This is a genomic window from Rhodococcus sp. NPDC003382, assembly GCF_053589135.1.
On sequence record NZ_JBSFRH010000062.1, the window covers coordinates 18,745 to 33,323 of the forward strand.

The 14,579-nt window shown below is 68.4% G+C and carries 13 protein-coding genes; 4 read left to right on the forward strand and 9 right to left on the reverse strand.

Annotated elements, in window-relative coordinates:
- Window positions 1–2 precede the first annotated feature (2 nt).
- Window positions 3–1,229 (reverse strand): MFS transporter, encoded by a 1,227-nt coding sequence (locus ACWDUD_RS27680; RefSeq protein WP_450111389.1) that lies wholly within the window; start codon window positions 1,227–1,229, stop codon window positions 3–5.
- A gap of 168 nt (window positions 1,230–1,397) precedes the next feature.
- On the opposite strand from ACWDUD_RS27680, the gene ACWDUD_RS27685 reads away from it, so the two are divergent.
- The 3 genes from ACWDUD_RS27685 (at window position 1,398) to bioD (ending at window position 3,814) form a co-directional block, all read left to right on the forward strand.
- Window positions 1,398–1,874: a MarR family winged helix-turn-helix transcriptional regulator gene (locus tag ACWDUD_RS27685; protein WP_450111390.1), complete on the forward strand. Its 477-nt coding sequence runs from the start codon at window positions 1,398–1,400 to the stop codon at window positions 1,872–1,874.
- Window positions 1,875–1,961: 87 nt separating this feature from the next.
- A complete protein-coding gene (locus tag ACWDUD_RS27690) occupies window positions 1,962–3,101 on the forward strand; it encodes an 8-amino-7-oxononanoate synthase (protein WP_450111391.1) in 1,140 nt (379 codons plus the stop codon).
- On the forward strand, window positions 3,098–3,814 hold the full coding sequence (bioD, locus tag ACWDUD_RS27695; RefSeq protein ID WP_450111392.1) for a dethiobiotin synthase: 717 nt from the start codon (window positions 3,098–3,100) through the stop codon (window positions 3,812–3,814). Before ACWDUD_RS27690 ends, bioD begins: the two co-directional genes overlap by 4 nt.
- A 26-nt stretch (window positions 3,815–3,840) precedes the next feature.
- Here the strand turns inward: bioD and ACWDUD_RS27700 are convergent, their stop codons facing one another.
- From ACWDUD_RS27700 to ACWDUD_RS27710, 3 genes are read right to left on the reverse strand one after another with little or no spacing between them, the layout of a single operon-like run.
- Window positions 3,841–5,235 (reverse strand): fatty acid desaturase family protein, encoded by a 1,395-nt coding sequence (locus tag ACWDUD_RS27700; protein WP_450111393.1) that lies wholly within the window; start codon window positions 5,233–5,235, stop codon window positions 3,841–3,843.
- Window positions 5,236–5,252: 17 nt separating this feature from the next.
- A complete protein-coding gene (locus ACWDUD_RS27705) occupies window positions 5,253–6,350 on the reverse strand; it encodes a ferredoxin reductase (RefSeq protein ID WP_450111394.1) in 1,098 nt (365 codons plus the stop codon).
- Window positions 6,351–6,395: 45 nt separating this feature from the next.
- Window positions 6,396–7,046, reverse strand: coding sequence for a class I SAM-dependent methyltransferase (locus tag ACWDUD_RS27710; RefSeq protein ID WP_450111395.1), 651 nt, complete (start codon window positions 7,044–7,046; stop codon window positions 6,396–6,398).
- 122 nt (window positions 7,047–7,168) lie between these two features.
- Here ACWDUD_RS27710 and ACWDUD_RS27715 point away from each other — a divergent pair, with 122 nt between their 5' ends.
- Window positions 7,169–7,798 (forward strand): class I SAM-dependent methyltransferase, encoded by a 630-nt coding sequence (locus tag ACWDUD_RS27715; RefSeq protein WP_450111396.1) that lies wholly within the window; start codon window positions 7,169–7,171, stop codon window positions 7,796–7,798.
- Between the two features lie 39 nt (window positions 7,799–7,837).
- Here ACWDUD_RS27715 and ACWDUD_RS27720 read toward each other — a convergent pair whose 3' ends face one another.
- The 5 genes from ACWDUD_RS27720 to ACWDUD_RS27740 all read right to left on the reverse strand — a co-directional run bounded on the left by ACWDUD_RS27720 (window position 7,838) and on the right by ACWDUD_RS27740 (window position 14,476).
- Window positions 7,838–8,359 (reverse strand): AMIN-like domain-containing (lipo)protein, encoded by a 522-nt coding sequence (locus tag ACWDUD_RS27720; RefSeq protein WP_450111397.1) that lies wholly within the window; start codon window positions 8,357–8,359, stop codon window positions 7,838–7,840.
- 147 nt (window positions 8,360–8,506) lie between these two features.
- Window positions 8,507–11,974 (reverse strand): protein kinase domain-containing protein, encoded by a 3,468-nt coding sequence (locus tag ACWDUD_RS27725; protein WP_450111398.1) that lies wholly within the window; start codon window positions 11,972–11,974, stop codon window positions 8,507–8,509.
- Window positions 11,975–12,145: 171 nt separating this feature from the next.
- Complete coding sequence (locus ACWDUD_RS27730) at window positions 12,146–13,114, reverse strand: 2Fe-2S iron-sulfur cluster-binding protein (protein ID WP_197254008.1); 969 nt, start codon at window positions 13,112–13,114, stop codon at window positions 12,146–12,148.
- Window positions 13,115–13,134: 20 nt separating this feature from the next.
- Window positions 13,135–14,169 carry an aromatic/alkene monooxygenase hydroxylase subunit beta gene (locus ACWDUD_RS27735; protein WP_450111399.1) on the reverse strand — a complete coding sequence of 345 codons (1,035 nt, stop codon included), beginning with the start codon at window positions 14,167–14,169 and terminating at the stop codon, window positions 13,135–13,137.
- A gap of 1 nt (window position 14,170) precedes the next feature.
- Complete coding sequence (locus ACWDUD_RS27740; protein WP_197254016.1) at window positions 14,171–14,476, reverse strand: MmoB/DmpM family protein; 306 nt, start codon at window positions 14,474–14,476, stop codon at window positions 14,171–14,173.
- Between the last annotated feature and the right edge of the window lie 103 nt (window positions 14,477–14,579).

The following is a 14,579-nucleotide window of genomic DNA, read 5'->3' on the forward strand; positions in this document are numbered from 1 at the left end:
GGTCAGGAGTGGACGGCTCCCGCGGTGGCGTGAGCGGCGCGGCCGAGGTCGGGAGCGGCCGGTGCAGGAGTCGCGGTGGCGCGGGCGGAGCGGCGCTGCAGCCGGTGCGAGATAACGGCCGGAACCAGGGCGGAGGCGGCCAGGATCGCCCCGACGGCATTGGGTGCGGTGTAGCCGAGACCGGCGGAGATCACCAGGCCGCCGAGCCAGGCGGCCAGGGCGTTGCCGAGGTTGAAGGCGCCGATGTTGGCGGCCGAGGCCAGTGTCGGTGCACCGTGTGCGTGGTCCAGGACATGTTTCTGCAGGGGCGGGACGGTGGCGAAACCGAGTGCGCCGATGAGGAAGACGGCCACGACGGACGCGGCTTTGTCGGAGGCCAGGAAGGTGAACAGGCCGAGGACCAGTGCCAGGCCTGCGAGGGCGGTGTAGAGCATCGGCATGAGCTTGCGGTCCGCGAAGTGCCCGCCGACGAGGTTGCCGACGACCATCCCCGTCCCGAAGGCGGCCATCAGCCACGTGAGGGAGGAGTCCGCGAAGTTGCCGACCTCGGTGAGCATCGGCGCGATGTAGGTGATCGCCGCAAACACGCCGCCGAAGCCCAGGACGGTCATCGTCATGGCCAGCACGACCTGAATGTTCTCGAAGGCTGCGATCTCGTGCCGCAGCTGCACTCCCGGCGGCTTGGGGAGGTCGGGTACGAGCTTGGCGACGCCGGCAAGGCCGACGGCGCCGAGAGCGGCGACGACCAGGAAGGTCATGCGCCAGCCTGCGGTGTGGCCCACGAGCGTGCCCATCGGCACCCCGACGACGTTCGCCACGGTCAGTCCGGTGAACATCAGCGAGATGGCGGCCGCCTTCCTCTGTGGCGCCACCAGTTCGGCGGCGACGACGGAGCCGATCCCGAAGAAGGCGCCGTGGGCCAGGGACGCCACCACGCGGCCGATCAGCATGACGGCGAAGACCGGGGCCGCGGCGGAGATGATGTTGCCGAGGATGAACAGGCCCATGAGCAGCATCAGCATGTTCTTGCGAGAGATCTTGGTGCCGAGGACGGTCATGATCGGGGCGCCGATCACAACCCCGAGGGCGTAGCCGGTGACCAGGTATCCGGCCGTCGGCACGGACACCCCGAGATCCGTTCCCACTTGGGGCAGCAGCCCCATGATCACGAATTCCGTGGTGCCGATTCCGAAGGCCCCGACAGCAAGGGCCAGCAGTGCGAGCGGCATGAGAAGCGATCCTTTGATCGGATGAAGAAATGCGCGTACGCGCTTTGCAGGCGTCAACAATAATTGCAGACGCCGACTATTTGCAAGCGCGGGTATAGTCGGGCGTGATGATCACGCCGGTCGACTGCCGGCGTCACCTGTTCACACGACGGATCGAGGGAGCCGACGATGACCGCCACGGACCCGACGATGACCGCGCTGGCACACAGCTGGTCGGCGCTCTCGCTGTTGCACGGGCGAATCGAGAACAGGATCGAAAGCGCGCTGCAGTCGGCGCACGGGTTGAGCGCACGCGAGTACTCGCTGTTGGACGTGCTGGATCGCCAGCACGACGGTGAGGGTGGGCATCTCCAGATGCGACAGGTCGCCGACTCCGTCGTCCTCAGTCAGAGTGCCACCACCCGGCTCGTGACCCGATTGGAGGACCGCGGGTTGCTTGCGCGCTACCTGTGTCCCACCGACCGGCGCGGTATCTACACCGACGTCACCGAGGCCGGGCGGAGCCTGCTGGAGGAAGCCCGGCCCACCCACAACGCCGCGCTGCGTGAGGCGCTCGACGAGGCTACTGCCCAGCCGGAACTCGCGCCGCTGGTCGACGCCATCCGGCAACTGCAGGAGAACGCCCGGTCGGACGCGCCTGCCTGAGGGGGTCGGTGGTTGAGCCGACCGGTGACAGTCGGGTAGCTCGTCTCGTCTGGCCACTTGAACGCTGTTCAAGTATGGTGTCGTTCCATGACCGCACCCGTCAGTCTGGCCTGGCTCGACGACGCCGCCGAGAAGCGCCGCGTCGCGGGACTGCACCGCACACTGCTGCCTCGCACGTCCGGCTCCCGTCTCGTCGATCTGGCGTCCAACGACTACCTCGGCCTGGTCCGGCATCCCGAGGTCGTCGCCGGCGCCGCGGCCGCACTGCGCCGCTGGGGTGCGGGCGCGACCGGTTCCCGGCTGGTCACCGGCACCACCGCCGAACACGAACTGCTCGAACGTGAACTCGCCGAATTCGTCGGCGCCGAAACAGGTCTCGTGTTCGCCAGCGGATACGCCGCCAACCTCGGCGCGGTCACCGCGCTCGGCGGCCCGGACACCCTGATCGTCTCCGACGCCGGCTGCCATGCCTCGCTCGTCGACGCATGCCGCCTGTCGCGGTCGCGGATCCAGGTCGCGCCCCACGGCGACGTCGAGTTCGTCGAGGCAGTCCTCGCTGCGCGCGCGCAACCGCGCGCCCTCGTTCTCACCGATTCGGTGTTCAGCGCCGACGGTGACCTCGCGCCGCTGCAGGCACTCCACCGGGTGTGCCGGGCGCACGGCGCGTTGCTGCTCGTCGACGAGGCCCACGGTGTGGGCGTCCGCGGTGTAGGGGGACGCGGACTCGTACACGAAATGGGCCTCGCCGGCGAGCCCGACGTCGTCATCACGGCGACGCTGTCCAAGTCGCTCGCCGCACAGGGCGGAATCGTCCTCGGCGACAGCAGGATCCGGGAACATCTCATCGACACCGCCCGGACCTTCATCTTCGACACCGGGCTCGCACCCGCGGCGGTCGGCGCCGCCCGCGCCGCCCTGCGCATCCTCCGGGAGCAGCCGGAGCGTGCCACCGCGGTGCTCGACCGGGCCGCCGATCTCGCCCGCATCTCGGGTGTCGACACGCCCGAATCCGCGGTCGTCTCGGTGATCCTCGGGGACCCGATGGTCGCCGTCCGTGCCGCCGCGGCGTGCCGCGAACGCGGCCTGCACGTCGGGTGCTTCCGGCCCCCGTCCGTTCCCGCGGGTACGTCCCGGCTGCGCCTGACCGCCCGCGCGAACCTGGACGCCGACGATCTCGCGATGATCGAGTCGGTGCTCGGTGACGTCCTCGCGGAGGCACGCGTGTGAGCGTTCTCTGCGTCACCGGTACCTCCACCGACGTCGGTAAGACCGTGACGACGGCGGCAGTTGCCGCGGTTGCGGCGGCGGCCGGTCTGCGGGTCGCGGTGTGCAAACCCGCGCAGACCGGCGTCGCCGACGACGAACCCGGCGACCTCGCCGAGATCACCCGCCTCGCCGGTCCCGGCATCGACACCCTCGAACTGGCCCGCTATCCCGAACCGCTCGCGCCGGACACCGCGGCCCGACGCAGCGGACGACCGCTGCTGAGCCTGCTCGATGTCGTTGCCGCGGTACGGGAGCTCGACGCGACCCACGACCTGACACTCGTCGAAGGCGCCGGGGGAGTGCTGGTCCGGATCGGAGCCGACGGCTTCACCCTCGCCGATGTCGCGGCGGCACTGGACGCGCCGGCGCTGGTCGTGGCGGCGGCCGGTCTGGGCACCCTCAACCACAGCGCCCTGACGGTCGCGGCGCTGCGGTCGGCCGGTGTGCGGTGCATCGGCACGGTGATCGGATCATGGCCTGCGGCACCGGATCTCGCGCAGCAGTGCAATCTCGAGGATCTGCCCGACGTCACCGGTGTACCCCTGCTCGGGCGCATCCCCGAAGGTAGTGGCTCAGTCGCTCCGGAGGAGTTCGGAGCCGGTGCGGGGGAGTGGCTGGCCGCCTGCGGACTGCTGCCGGAGCCGGTCGACCCACTTCTTCGGCCGCTCGGGTGACGTCGGCTCACCGATCGGCCTGGTGGCTAGTCCTGTCCGCGTGGGGGTAGGGAGACGTTCACGCCCCCGCTGTCGTGTTCGGGACCCGCAGCCGCGCTGCCCGCCGGGACCCGCTGCCGGAACCGCGCCGCCTCACTCGGGCCGGTCGCGCCGCCCGGGTCGAGCTCACCGCGGTACGGACCCGGCTTCGGGCGCGGTGCTCCGCCCGGAAACGCGAGCCGCAGGATGGTTCGGTGCACCATGGACCACTGCTTCACCAGCCCTCCGGAGTTGTACGGCAGTTCGTACCGTTGGCAGATCTCCCGCACCTTGGGTGCGATCTCCGCGTAGCGGCTGCTCGGCATGTCCGGGTACAGGTGGTGCTCGACCTGGTATCCGAGATTTCCACTGATGATGTGGAAGAGCGGGCTGCCCTCGATGTTCGCCGCACCGACGAGCTGGCGCACGTACCAGCCGCCGCGGGTCTCGTTCTCCACCTCGCGAGGACTGAACGTGTAGGTCTGGTCCGGGAAGTGGCCGCAGAAGATGATGCCGTGTGCCCACACATTGCGGATGATGTTCGCGGTAGCGTTCGCCACCAGGGTGGCCAGGAACGTGCGCTCGACGCCCGGGACCGTGCGATCGAGGATGTCGGCGACGCCGGACCCTCGTCCGGTCGGCCGGAGGGACCGCAGCAGCCGACCGAGCCGAGAGGTTTCCGGTTGGCCGAGCCGGCCGCGGAAGGCGAGCTGGGCCAGGCCGAATGCGCCGGCGCTGATCAACGGCCAGCCGGCGTAGTCCTTGACGATCTGTGCCCGGGCCTTGCCCGCGATCCCTTTGAGGTCCTCCCAGACCTCGGGCCAGGATTTCTCGCCGGCCCGCACGGCCTCGAGGTCCATGTCGTGCAGCGCGACCCCCCATTCGAAGAAGGCCATGAGCAACACGTTGTAGAAGGGCTGGGCCAGGTAGACCGGATGCCATTTCTGGTGCGGGTCGATCCGCATGATCTCGTAGCCCAGGTCCTTGTCCTTGCCGCGGATGTTGGTGAAGGTGTGGTGGATGTAGTTGTGCGAGTGCTTCCACGCCTTCGCGGTCGACGCGGTGTCCCAGTCCCACGACGAGGAGTGGATGGCGGGGTCGTTCATCCAGTCCCATTGGCCGTGCATGACGTTGTGACCGATCTCCATGTTCTCGAGGATCTTCGCCATCCCCAGACACGCGGTGCCTGCCCACCACGCGGGTTTCGCGGCCGAACCCAGCAACAGCACCCGCCCCGCCACGGCCAACTGCCGCTGGGCGGCAATCACCGCTTTGATGTAGCGCCGGTCCCGCTCGCCGAGGTCCGCGTAGACCTCGTCGTGGATGGCGTCGAACTCCTCGGCCAACGCCTCGACGGTTTCTTCGCTCAGATGCGCGAGGGGGCTTTCCACGTCGATACTCACCTCGGTGGTCCCTTCGTTCACAGCTCGATCTCGATGTCGCCTTCCGCGGAGTTGATGCAGGTCCGCACCACCTGACCGGTGAAATCGGCAACCTCCCCGGTGCGCAGATCCCGCAACCGTCCCGATTTCAATGTCCCGGTGCAGGTATGGCAGATCCCGATCCGGCACCCGAAAGGCAACTCGGCTCCGGCCTGCTCGCCGGCAACCAGGATCGGGGTACCCCCGTCGCAGTGGGTTTCAATCCCGCTTTCCAGGAAACGGACGGTTCCGCCCGCACCGGCGGTTGCGGAGCCGCCGATGATGGGCTGGAAGCGTTCGAGGTGCAGCTTCGCGGGGTCGCCGTGGGCGTTCCAGTGCTCCACCAGCGCGTCGAGCATCTCTCCGGGACCGGAGACGAACGCCTCACGCTCGCGCCAATCCGGGCACAGTGAGTCCAGTTCGGCAGGCTGCATGCGGCCCTCCGTCTCGGTCAGCCGCACGTGCAGGTGGAAGCCTTCCCGACGACGATCCAACTCGCGCAAGGTGGAGTCGAACATGATCTGCCCGGCGGTCCGGTCCGAATGCACGGCCACCACGTCGTCGAGGGCGTCCAGGTGGTCGAGATGACGCAACATGCTCACGATCGGAGTGATGCCGCTGCCTGCACTGACGAACAGCATCCGGTCCGGGATCGGGTCGGGCAACGTGAACACGCCCTCGACCTCGCCGAGCCGGACGATGTCGCCGGGGGCGATCCCACGGACCAGGAACGGCGAGACCGTGCCGGTGGGAACCAGTTTCGGGGTCACGCTGATCAGACCGTCGTCGGCGTGGGGATCGGACGTCAACGAATAAGCGCGCCAGTGGTAGACGCCGTCGATGACCACACCGAGGCGAACGTACTGTCCGGCTCGGTGCCCGGGCCATTCGTGGGCGGGCCGGATCACGATCGTGGCCGCGGACTCGCCGGCCGGTTCGATCCGCTCGACACGTCCACGCAATTCCCGCGTGGTCCACAGCGGGTTGATCAACTCCAGGTAGTCGTCCGGGCGCAACGGGGTGAACAGATGCCGCACAGCCTTCAGCAGCCGTCGTCGCGCCTTCGGAACCTTCGGACGTGCACCACGCTCCGCCATCAATCCACCGTAGAGGACCTCGCGCGCCCCGACCGGCGCTTCCCCTCACGGGTTCGCATCGCGGTCCGCCGGTTTGTGCGCGACCACCCGGAACCCCATACCCATGGCACCGACCCGGTGCACCTCGTCGACGACGAACTCCGCGTCCTTGAGATAGGGGACCGGATCACGGGTGAGGTGATCGGCGCCGAACCGGACCGTGAGCGGTTCGACCATCCGCATGAGCGCCGCAGCCACCCGGTTGGTGGCCGGCCCGTGCTCGGCGAGGACGATGCGGCCACCGGGCACCAGTACCCGGAACGCTTCGCGGCTCGCCTGCAACGGATCCGGGATGGTGCAGAACGTCAGCGTCGAGACCACCGTGTCGATGCTGTCGTCCGGCAGGTCGAGCGCCTGAACGTCGCCGCGGCGCACGGTCGCGTGGTTCAACTGCAGATCGGTGATGCGTGCGCGGGCGATGTCGAGCATCTTCTCGGACAGGTCGATGCCGAGGACGCTCGTCACCTGGGGGCCGTACAGCGGCAGGTTCAATCCGGTGCCCACGGCGAGTTCGAGTACGCGACCCTCGGCGCGCGGGACCGCCCACTGCCGGGGCAGACCCATGACGCGGCGTTCCCACCAGTCGATCTGTGTGTCATACCGTCTCGACAGCGTGTCGAAGATCCGGCCCACCGTCTCGTTGTCCGGTTGTCGCATGGCGCCCCCGCCTCAGCCGTGGTGCGAATCCGATCCCGTCAATGTACCGAGATCGGAACCGGAATGAGCGATATACCCCTGCGGGTATATTCGGCAGGGTTGTCGAGAGAAGGGACCCGATCGTGCAGGATCGCACCGACGAAGAGCTGTGGGACGAACGCTACCGCTCGCGCACCGCCCTCTGGAGCGGCGCCGCCAACCGGCACCTCGTCGCGGAGATCGCCGACCTTGCTCCCGGCACCGCGCTCGACGTCGGCAGCGGTGAAGGCGCCGACGCGATCTGGCTCGCGCGACGCGGCTGGACCGTCACCGCGATCGACATCTCCTCGGTCGCCCTCGAACGTGCGGCCGCACACGCGGCCGCCGAACCCGCCGAGATCCGCGACCGGATCACCTGGCGGCACCAGGACATGACCGACTGGGATCCCGGCGACGACCGGTTCGACCTGGTCACGGCGCAGTACCTGCACCTGCCCGCCGGCCCGCGCGACGAGCTGTACCGGCGGCTCGCCTCCGCTGTCGCGCCCGGCGGAACACTGCTCGTCGTCGGGCATCACCCGTCCGATCTGCAGACGACGATGCCACGGCCCCCGCGACCCGAATTGTTCTTCACCGGAGACGATCTCGTCGCGCTGCTGGAACCCGACTCCTGGCAGGTGCGCACGAACGCCGCGGTGCCGCACGAGGCGACCGACCCGGAGGGGCGCGCCGTCACCGTCCACGACACCATCCTGTGCGCGCGGCGGCGCTGACCGCGGCGGGACGTCCCGGTTTGGAGCACGGCAAACGGTTCACCACTGGTGTGCGACGTCCAGCACCACCCGGGAGCCGTTGGGGCCGTCGAGCGTGAACACCCGGAACGGCAGCCGGGCGCGAACCCCGACGCCGAGGGTGGTCTGCCCCTCGAAACTGTTGGCCCACGCGACCTGCCGCAGGGTGCGGTAGCCGGTGACGTCGACGACTTCGCCGCGGTTCGCCGGTGCCCAGTAGGCGGGCGCGAGGACGACCACCTGCAGGTAGGCTCCGCCGCGCAGCGGCACGAAGAACCCGGACCCGTCCTCGTACACCGCGGGGACGTAGCCGACGCGGTACCCGGCCGCGGGCCCGGCGAGGTCGACGACGATCCGGTCGAAACACTCGTGCCGGCCCGAGCGAACCGCGGTGACCGGTGAGGTGACCATCGTCGGATTCGACTTGTCCTGCGAACCCCAGTAGATGCCGCAATAGGGCGTAGCGGCGGACGCGGTCGGGCTGATCAGTCCGATCCCCGCGATGAGTGCGAGCATCGCGAGCCACACCTGGATCCTTCTCATGGCCTTGTCCTCTGTGCGTGGCTGATGAAGTGGCATCGCAGCGGATCCGACGCGCGTTACAGGCGCACAGCGCGATGAGGCGGATGCGTTCACGCGGTGGTGGACGACGCGGTTGTGAACGATGCAAAGTCCCTGTGGCGCAAGGCATCAGTGTTCGGTCGTGAGCGCGTCCCAGAATCGGTCGGGCACCGGAGGCCAGTCGTCTCGCCACCGTCCGGCCTCGCGGTCCGCGCGCAGATCCTCGAGCAACGCCCTCAGGTGCGGGCCGCCGTCGAGCAGGTAGCGCACGATGCCGAGGGCGGCGCACTGTGCGGTGATCGTCGCGAGCAACCCCTTCGCCTCGTCGGTGCGTCCGGCCGCGGCGAGGATGTCGACCAGCAGTCGGCGTGCCTGCAGGAGCGCCCGCGGTCGGCCGGCATCGGCGAGCATGTCCACCCACTCCTGTGCCCAGATGCACGCCAGTTCCGTTGCCGTCGGCGTGCCCTCGTCGAGCAGTGCCCGGATGGCGACGGCCTCGTCGAGCTGGGCGGTGAGCGCGTCGACCCCGTGGACGGGCCGTCGTCGCTGCGCATGGGTGATCGGTGGGGACGGGGGCACGCCCGCGGCCGGGGGCAGGCCCAACCGCACACGTTCGTCCTCGATCCGGGCCCGCAGCCGGGGCAACGTCAGCGCTTGGGCGGCTCGGGCGCCCGCCTCCAGGCGCTGCGCCGCCGCTGCGCGATCGCCCCGAAGGGCCTTGACCCGGGCGCCGATCGCGTACCGGGCCGCCTTGAACTCCACGCTCCCGCCTCCGTAGTCGAGGAGGTAGGCCTCGTCGAGGAGACGTTCGGCGTCGTCGAGGCGGCCCTGCTCGTACAGCAGTTCGCCGAGCAGCGACTCCGCGAGCCGTACCGCGACCGAGTGCTCGTCCCCCTGGCTTCGGGCAACCCGCAGGGCCTGCCGGAACCGCTGCTCGGCGGCGGTGATGTCGAGTCGCTCGTGCGCGGCGATGCCGAGGTAGCAATAGCTGTGCGTCCGGATGTACGGACCGTGACTGCGGGCGTGATACGGCTCGGCCCACTCCTGGAGCCGTTCCGCCGCGTCGAAATCGAACCGGTAGACCGCGGCCATGAGGGCGAGGTGCGCGGCCGCGGACACCACCCACGGGGACAGCGAGCCGGCCCGGGCCACTGCGGGGCGGATCAGCTCGTCGACGGTGTCGAAGCGGTCGCACCGGACCTCGATGACCGCTCGCACCATCCCGCACTCGGCGCGCAGGTCCTCGGCTTCGTCGGCAGTAAGGGAAGCGGTGGCGAGAAGTGATTCGACGGCATCGACGGCCTGCTCGGCGGGTCGGACTCGGTTCGACAGGACGGCGGTCCAGGCCCGCATCAGCTGCAGGCGCGGACGGGTGGTCAGCACGGACGGGGGCAGCTTGTCGAGGAGGGCCTCCGCGGATGCCACCTGGGATAGTTCGAGCAGGATCGTGCCGTGCCGTTCGACCAGGTCGACGGCCATCTCCTGATCTCCCGCGGCCTGGGCGTGGGTCACCGCGTCACGGATGATCTCGTGTTCGGCGAACCACCGGGCCGCGGTGTGGTGCAGTTGCCTCACGCGGTCAGGGGTCTCGCGTTCGATCCGGCGCTGCAGGAACTCCCGGAACAGGTGGTGATAGCGAAACCAGGTGCGCTCCTTGTCCATTCGGCGTAGGAACAGGCCCCGGTCCTCGATTTCCTCGAGCAGCGACTGGCATCGTGTCTCGCCGGTGAGCGCGGTGGCCAGCTCGGCGGAAACGAATTCGCAAATGCACGTGGCGAGCAGGAAATCGAGAATTCGGGGTTCGAGTGTGTCGAGGACGTTTTCGGCGAGGTATTCCCCGATCGCATGGTGGCTGCCGGTGATTCCGTGGATGAGGTCCGCTGGGTCGTCGCTGTCGCGCAGGGACAGAGAGACCAATTGCAGCGCCGCCACCCAGCCGCCGGTCGCGCGGGTGAGGGCGTCGACGTCCTCGTCGGTCAGGCGCAGTCCGGCCCGCTCGACCAGCAGCTGTCGCACCTCCGCCGGATCGAACCGCAGGGCGGCAGCGTCGACCTCGATCAGCTCGTCGCGCAGCCGCATACGGCTCAGGGGCAGACCGGTGCGCGCCTGGCTGGTCACGATCACCCGGAGGTGACCGGGGTCGGTGTTGTCCAACAGGAACGCCATCGCAGCGATGGCCTCGGAGTCGGAGATTCTGTGCCAGTCGTCGATGATCAGGACGACCTGCTCCCCGGACTGCTGAAGCTCGTTGATCAACGTGGTGAACACGTACTGAGCTGCGCCGTCGCCGTGCTCCTCGAGCACCGCGCCGAGGTCCTGGGCGAGGTCCGGCCGCACTCGGCGGAGGGACTCGACCAGATGCGCCAGGAGCCACAGGGGCTTGTTGTCGTCGTTGTCGACGGACAGCCAGGCCACCTCGACGCCGGTGCCGGCAAGTTCACGCGACCACTGTGCGGCCAGGGTGGTCTTGCCGAACCCGGGTGGAGCGGTGATGGCCGTCAGCGTGCGCGGCCCGCCCGCACGCAGGAGCTGCAGCAGTCGCTCACGGACCACCAGGGGACGAGTCGCGGACGGAGGACGCAGTCGCGTGGCGGGCACCGGAGGGGTCAGCGGCCCCGAACCGGTTCGCCGGCGGTAACCGGATCCGGTGGTGGAACCGAAACGAGTGGTGCCGGAGCCGACGGAATCACCGATCTCGGGCACCGCGAGCTCGTCCACCGGCAGTCCGTGACGTTGCTGGACCGTTCGCAACTGCTCGCCGAGTTCGGCTGCCGTGCCGATGCGTGTAGCCGTATCCCGGTCCATCGCGCGCTCGATCACCGTGCAGAGGTCCTCGGGGATGTCGATACCGCCCTGCAGGTCCGGCGCCGGTCCGCCGGTGATCCGGAGGAACTGGGCGACCACCGATTCGCCGCGGCGCCGCTCGTACGCCGCGTGCCCGGTGATCAGGCAGAACAGGGTCGCGCCGAGCCCGTAGACGTCGGCGGAGCGGGTGGGGGGTTGTCCGGAGAGCACCTCCGAGGCGGTGAACGCCGGAGATCCCGTGATCGCGCCGTCGGAGGTTTCGAAGGCCCCTGCGATCCGCGCGATCCCGAAGTCGGTCAGCTGCGGCTCCCCGTAGTCGGTCAGCAGGATGTTCGCCGGCTTGACGTCCCGGTGCAGCATGTTCATGCGGTGGGCGGTCTCCAGCGCGCCGGCGATCTTGACACCGATCCCGAGTGCGTCCTCCCAGCGCATGGGTCCCTGCGCTCGGAGCTGGGCTTCGAGCGAGTTGCGACGGTGGTACTCCATCACGATGTACGGCTGACCGGATGCGGTGGCACCGACCTCGTGGACGGTGACGATGTTCGGGTGGCCGGACAGTCGCCCCATCGCGCGCTGCTCCCGCAGGAAGCGTTCGAGATTGTCGGGGTCCGGTTCCGAGGTCAGCACCTTGATGGCCACGGTGCGGTCGAGTGCCGGCTGCCGGCACCGGTAGACGACGCCGAAACCACCCCGGCCGATTTCGTGCACGTCCTCGAACCCGGCCGCGATCAGTTCGGCCACGATTCGCGGCGGGTCCTTCCGCTGCGTCGCCTGCGGATCGATCTCCGCCATCGGCTGCCTCGTCCATATCAAACCGGGGTTGGTCGAATGCCCCAATGATATGCCCGTGACAGCGGAGACGGGCGATCGTCGAACGACATCGCCCGCCTCCGGAAAGGGGATCTTTATTCGTTGTGAACGTCGGCCTGAAGGTCTGCCTCCTTTCCCGCGTTTCGAGTCGAGTCACCCGAAACGGTCGTAGTGGATGGTGTCGATCGGATGGCCGTTCGTGCTCAGCAACTGCAGGACCGCATCCACCATGGGTGGTGGTCCGGCGAGGTAGACGCGCGCACCGGTGAGGCTGTGGGCCTGTGCGGCGAGCGCGTCGGTGACATAGCCGCTGGGCGTGGAGTCGTCACCGGATGGAGTCGATGTGGTGACGTGCAGGCGGCCGTTCGGCAGTCCCGCCAGGAGATGTGCCAGTTCCGACCGGCCGACGAGTTCGTCGACGCTTCCTGCACCGTAGAAGGCTCGCACCGGCCGGGGGTCGTCGGCCGCCGCCAGTTGCCGCGCAAGCGCGAGGATCGCCGAAACCCCTGTGCCACCGGCAATCAGGACGATCGGCCGTGCGTCCTCGCGTAGCCACATGTCGCCGTACGGCAGTTCCATCGGAACAACCGAACCCAGAGGCAGGGAGAAGAGCCGTTCGCTCCCGGGACCGCCGTCGTAGCGCTTGGCGATGAACTCGACGTGATGCTGTCCGGACGTGGCCGCCATCGAATAGCAGCGCCGCAGATCCGGGCCGAGTTCGAGGAGCGCGAACTGGCCTTCCCGATACTCGGCCGGCCGATCGAGCCGGAATCGGAAGCGGTGGATGTCGGGGCCGAGTTCGTCCACCTGCTCCAGCTGCGCGGTGTAGTCGCCGGTGCCGAGATGAGCGCGCGGGGACTCGTCGGTCCAGGTCGCCTTGACGACGAGGTCCGAGCAGGCCGCGCTCTGGCACGCCAGGATCCGCTTCCGCCTTTCGTCCCGTGGATGAATCGCCGGTGCGGTGTCGAACAGCGGGTCGATCTCACCCTCGGTGAGGGTGAGTTTGCAGGTCCCGCACGCGCCCCAGCCGCATTCGAAGGGAAGCCACACTCCGGAGCGCCGGGCGGCGGCGAGGATTCTCTCTCCTTCACGGATCTTGAATTCCGTGTCGCCCGGCGTCACTCGTACTCGATATACGGAGTTCACTGTTCGTCCCCGGGCGGATCCAGGAGCCCGCACGCCTGCAGGTATTCGTGTTGTGTGGCGGTGACGGCTTCGGTCAGGTCGACGGCCGCGATCGGCTTCGGCGCCTTCTCCAGCAGCTGACCGAGACCTCCGACTGCTTCGAGCATGAGCGGTTGCCACTGCGCGATCCAGGAGAGGAGCACGTCCTTCAGCTGCGGGTCGCGCTCGATGGAGTAGCGGACGAGGGCGGCCGACCAGGTCTGGCTGCGCTTGCTGTCCTCGCCGAAGTCGGTGAACAGGCTCCGCAGGAACTCGTCGCCGTTCTGCCCGGCCAGCGCGGCGAACTGCACGTTGAGCAGCGTGTCGAGCAGCGGCTTGACCACGAGGTTGAGGGCCGCGAAGCTCTCACCCCAGTCGTACGCGATCAGAAGCCGTTCCAAGGCCTCGCGCAGCGGCTGCCACAGGGGATCCTGTTCCCAGGCGGTCCGCGCGACCTCCGTGGACGCGAGCCGGTCCCCGTGAGCGTTCGCGAGAACCTTCGTCCAGTAGGCGAGGCGCTGGATGCGGCGCATCTCGTCCGCGGCCTGGAAGTTGGCGCAGTTGGTGATGAACGACGACGGTGCCATCTGGCCGACGTACAGACCTGTCATCTGCAGGATGTGCAGCGGAAAGCGCAGTGGTACGAAGAAGCGTTCGAGCGTTGCGACCCATTCCGGGTTCAGGTTCGGAGCCGACTCCGCGCATTCGTGTTGGTCGATGAGTTTGTCGACGAACACTTCCCGCTCGTCCTGCGAGGCGACGTAGTCCCTGTAGGTGAGCTTGAAGGGGTCGCGGAACTGCTCCCAGTCGTCGACCTGGAAGGGTGATCCTTCCCGGTGCTGCAGGTACCAGCCGTTGAGGGGCATGCCCGGGTGTTCGAACGGCTGCGGATCACGACGGAAGTGGGTGTGGAAGTTCGAGGTGACGACCTCGTAGGGTGACGGCTTGCGGCGCACGTCGCCGAGCAGGCTCCAGGTCTTGGGCTTGGCCTTGATTCGCGCGTTCGATGCCATCTCAATCTTTCCTTTCCAGAAACCAGACGATCTCGTCGTCTTCGACCTGCTTCATGCGACCGGCGAATCCGCTCAGTGCCGGTTCGAGCTCGACCAGTGGGAATTCCCGTCCGAGTTCGAGTTCGAGGCTCTGCCGGGTGAGCCGGCAGTATTCGGGTACCTGGATGCGGATGTACCCTCCCTCGTCGGACACTTGAACGTCCGAGTCCGGGTTGTCTGCGATGATCGCGTCGGCGACGGCATCGGCGAGGTCCATGTCGAGGCCGCGCATGAGCGGTCCGACCATCTTGGGTGTCAGGTCTGTCATCTCCGCCTTCTAGTGCCGCATCACGCAACGTTTGCCCTGTCGACGATCTCGCGTAGTTTCTCGTCGACTGCGTGCTTGTTCCGCCAGATGATGTAGCGACGAA

Coding starts and splice junctions, on each gene's coding strand:
- ACWDUD_RS27680 (WP_450111389.1), bottom strand. CDS start 1,229: ATGCCGCTCGCACTGCTGGCCCTTGCTGTCGGGGCCTTCGGAATCGGC.
- ACWDUD_RS27685 (WP_450111390.1), top strand. CDS start 1,398: ATGACCGCCACGGACCCGACGATGACCGCGCTGGCACACAGCTGGTCG.
- ACWDUD_RS27690 (WP_450111391.1), top strand. CDS start 1,962: ATGACCGCACCCGTCAGTCTGGCCTGGCTCGACGACGCCGCCGAGAAG.
- ACWDUD_RS27705 (WP_450111394.1), bottom strand. CDS start 6,350: ATGGCGGAGCGTGGTGCACGTCCGAAGGTTCCGAAGGCGCGACGACGG.
- ACWDUD_RS27710 (WP_450111395.1), bottom strand. CDS start 7,046: ATGCGACAACCGGACAACGAGACGGTGGGCCGGATCTTCGACACGCTG.
- ACWDUD_RS27720 (WP_450111397.1), bottom strand. CDS start 8,359: ATGAGAAGGATCCAGGTGTGGCTCGCGATGCTCGCACTCATCGCGGGG.
- ACWDUD_RS27725 (WP_450111398.1), bottom strand. CDS start 11,974: ATGGCGGAGATCGATCCGCAGGCGACGCAGCGGAAGGACCCGCCGCGA.
- ACWDUD_RS27735 (WP_450111399.1), bottom strand. CDS start 14,169: ATGGCATCGAACGCGCGAATCAAGGCCAAGCCCAAGACCTGGAGCCTG.
- ACWDUD_RS27740 (WP_197254016.1), bottom strand. CDS start 14,476: ATGACAGACCTGACACCCAAGATGGTCGGACCGCTCATGCGCGGCCTC.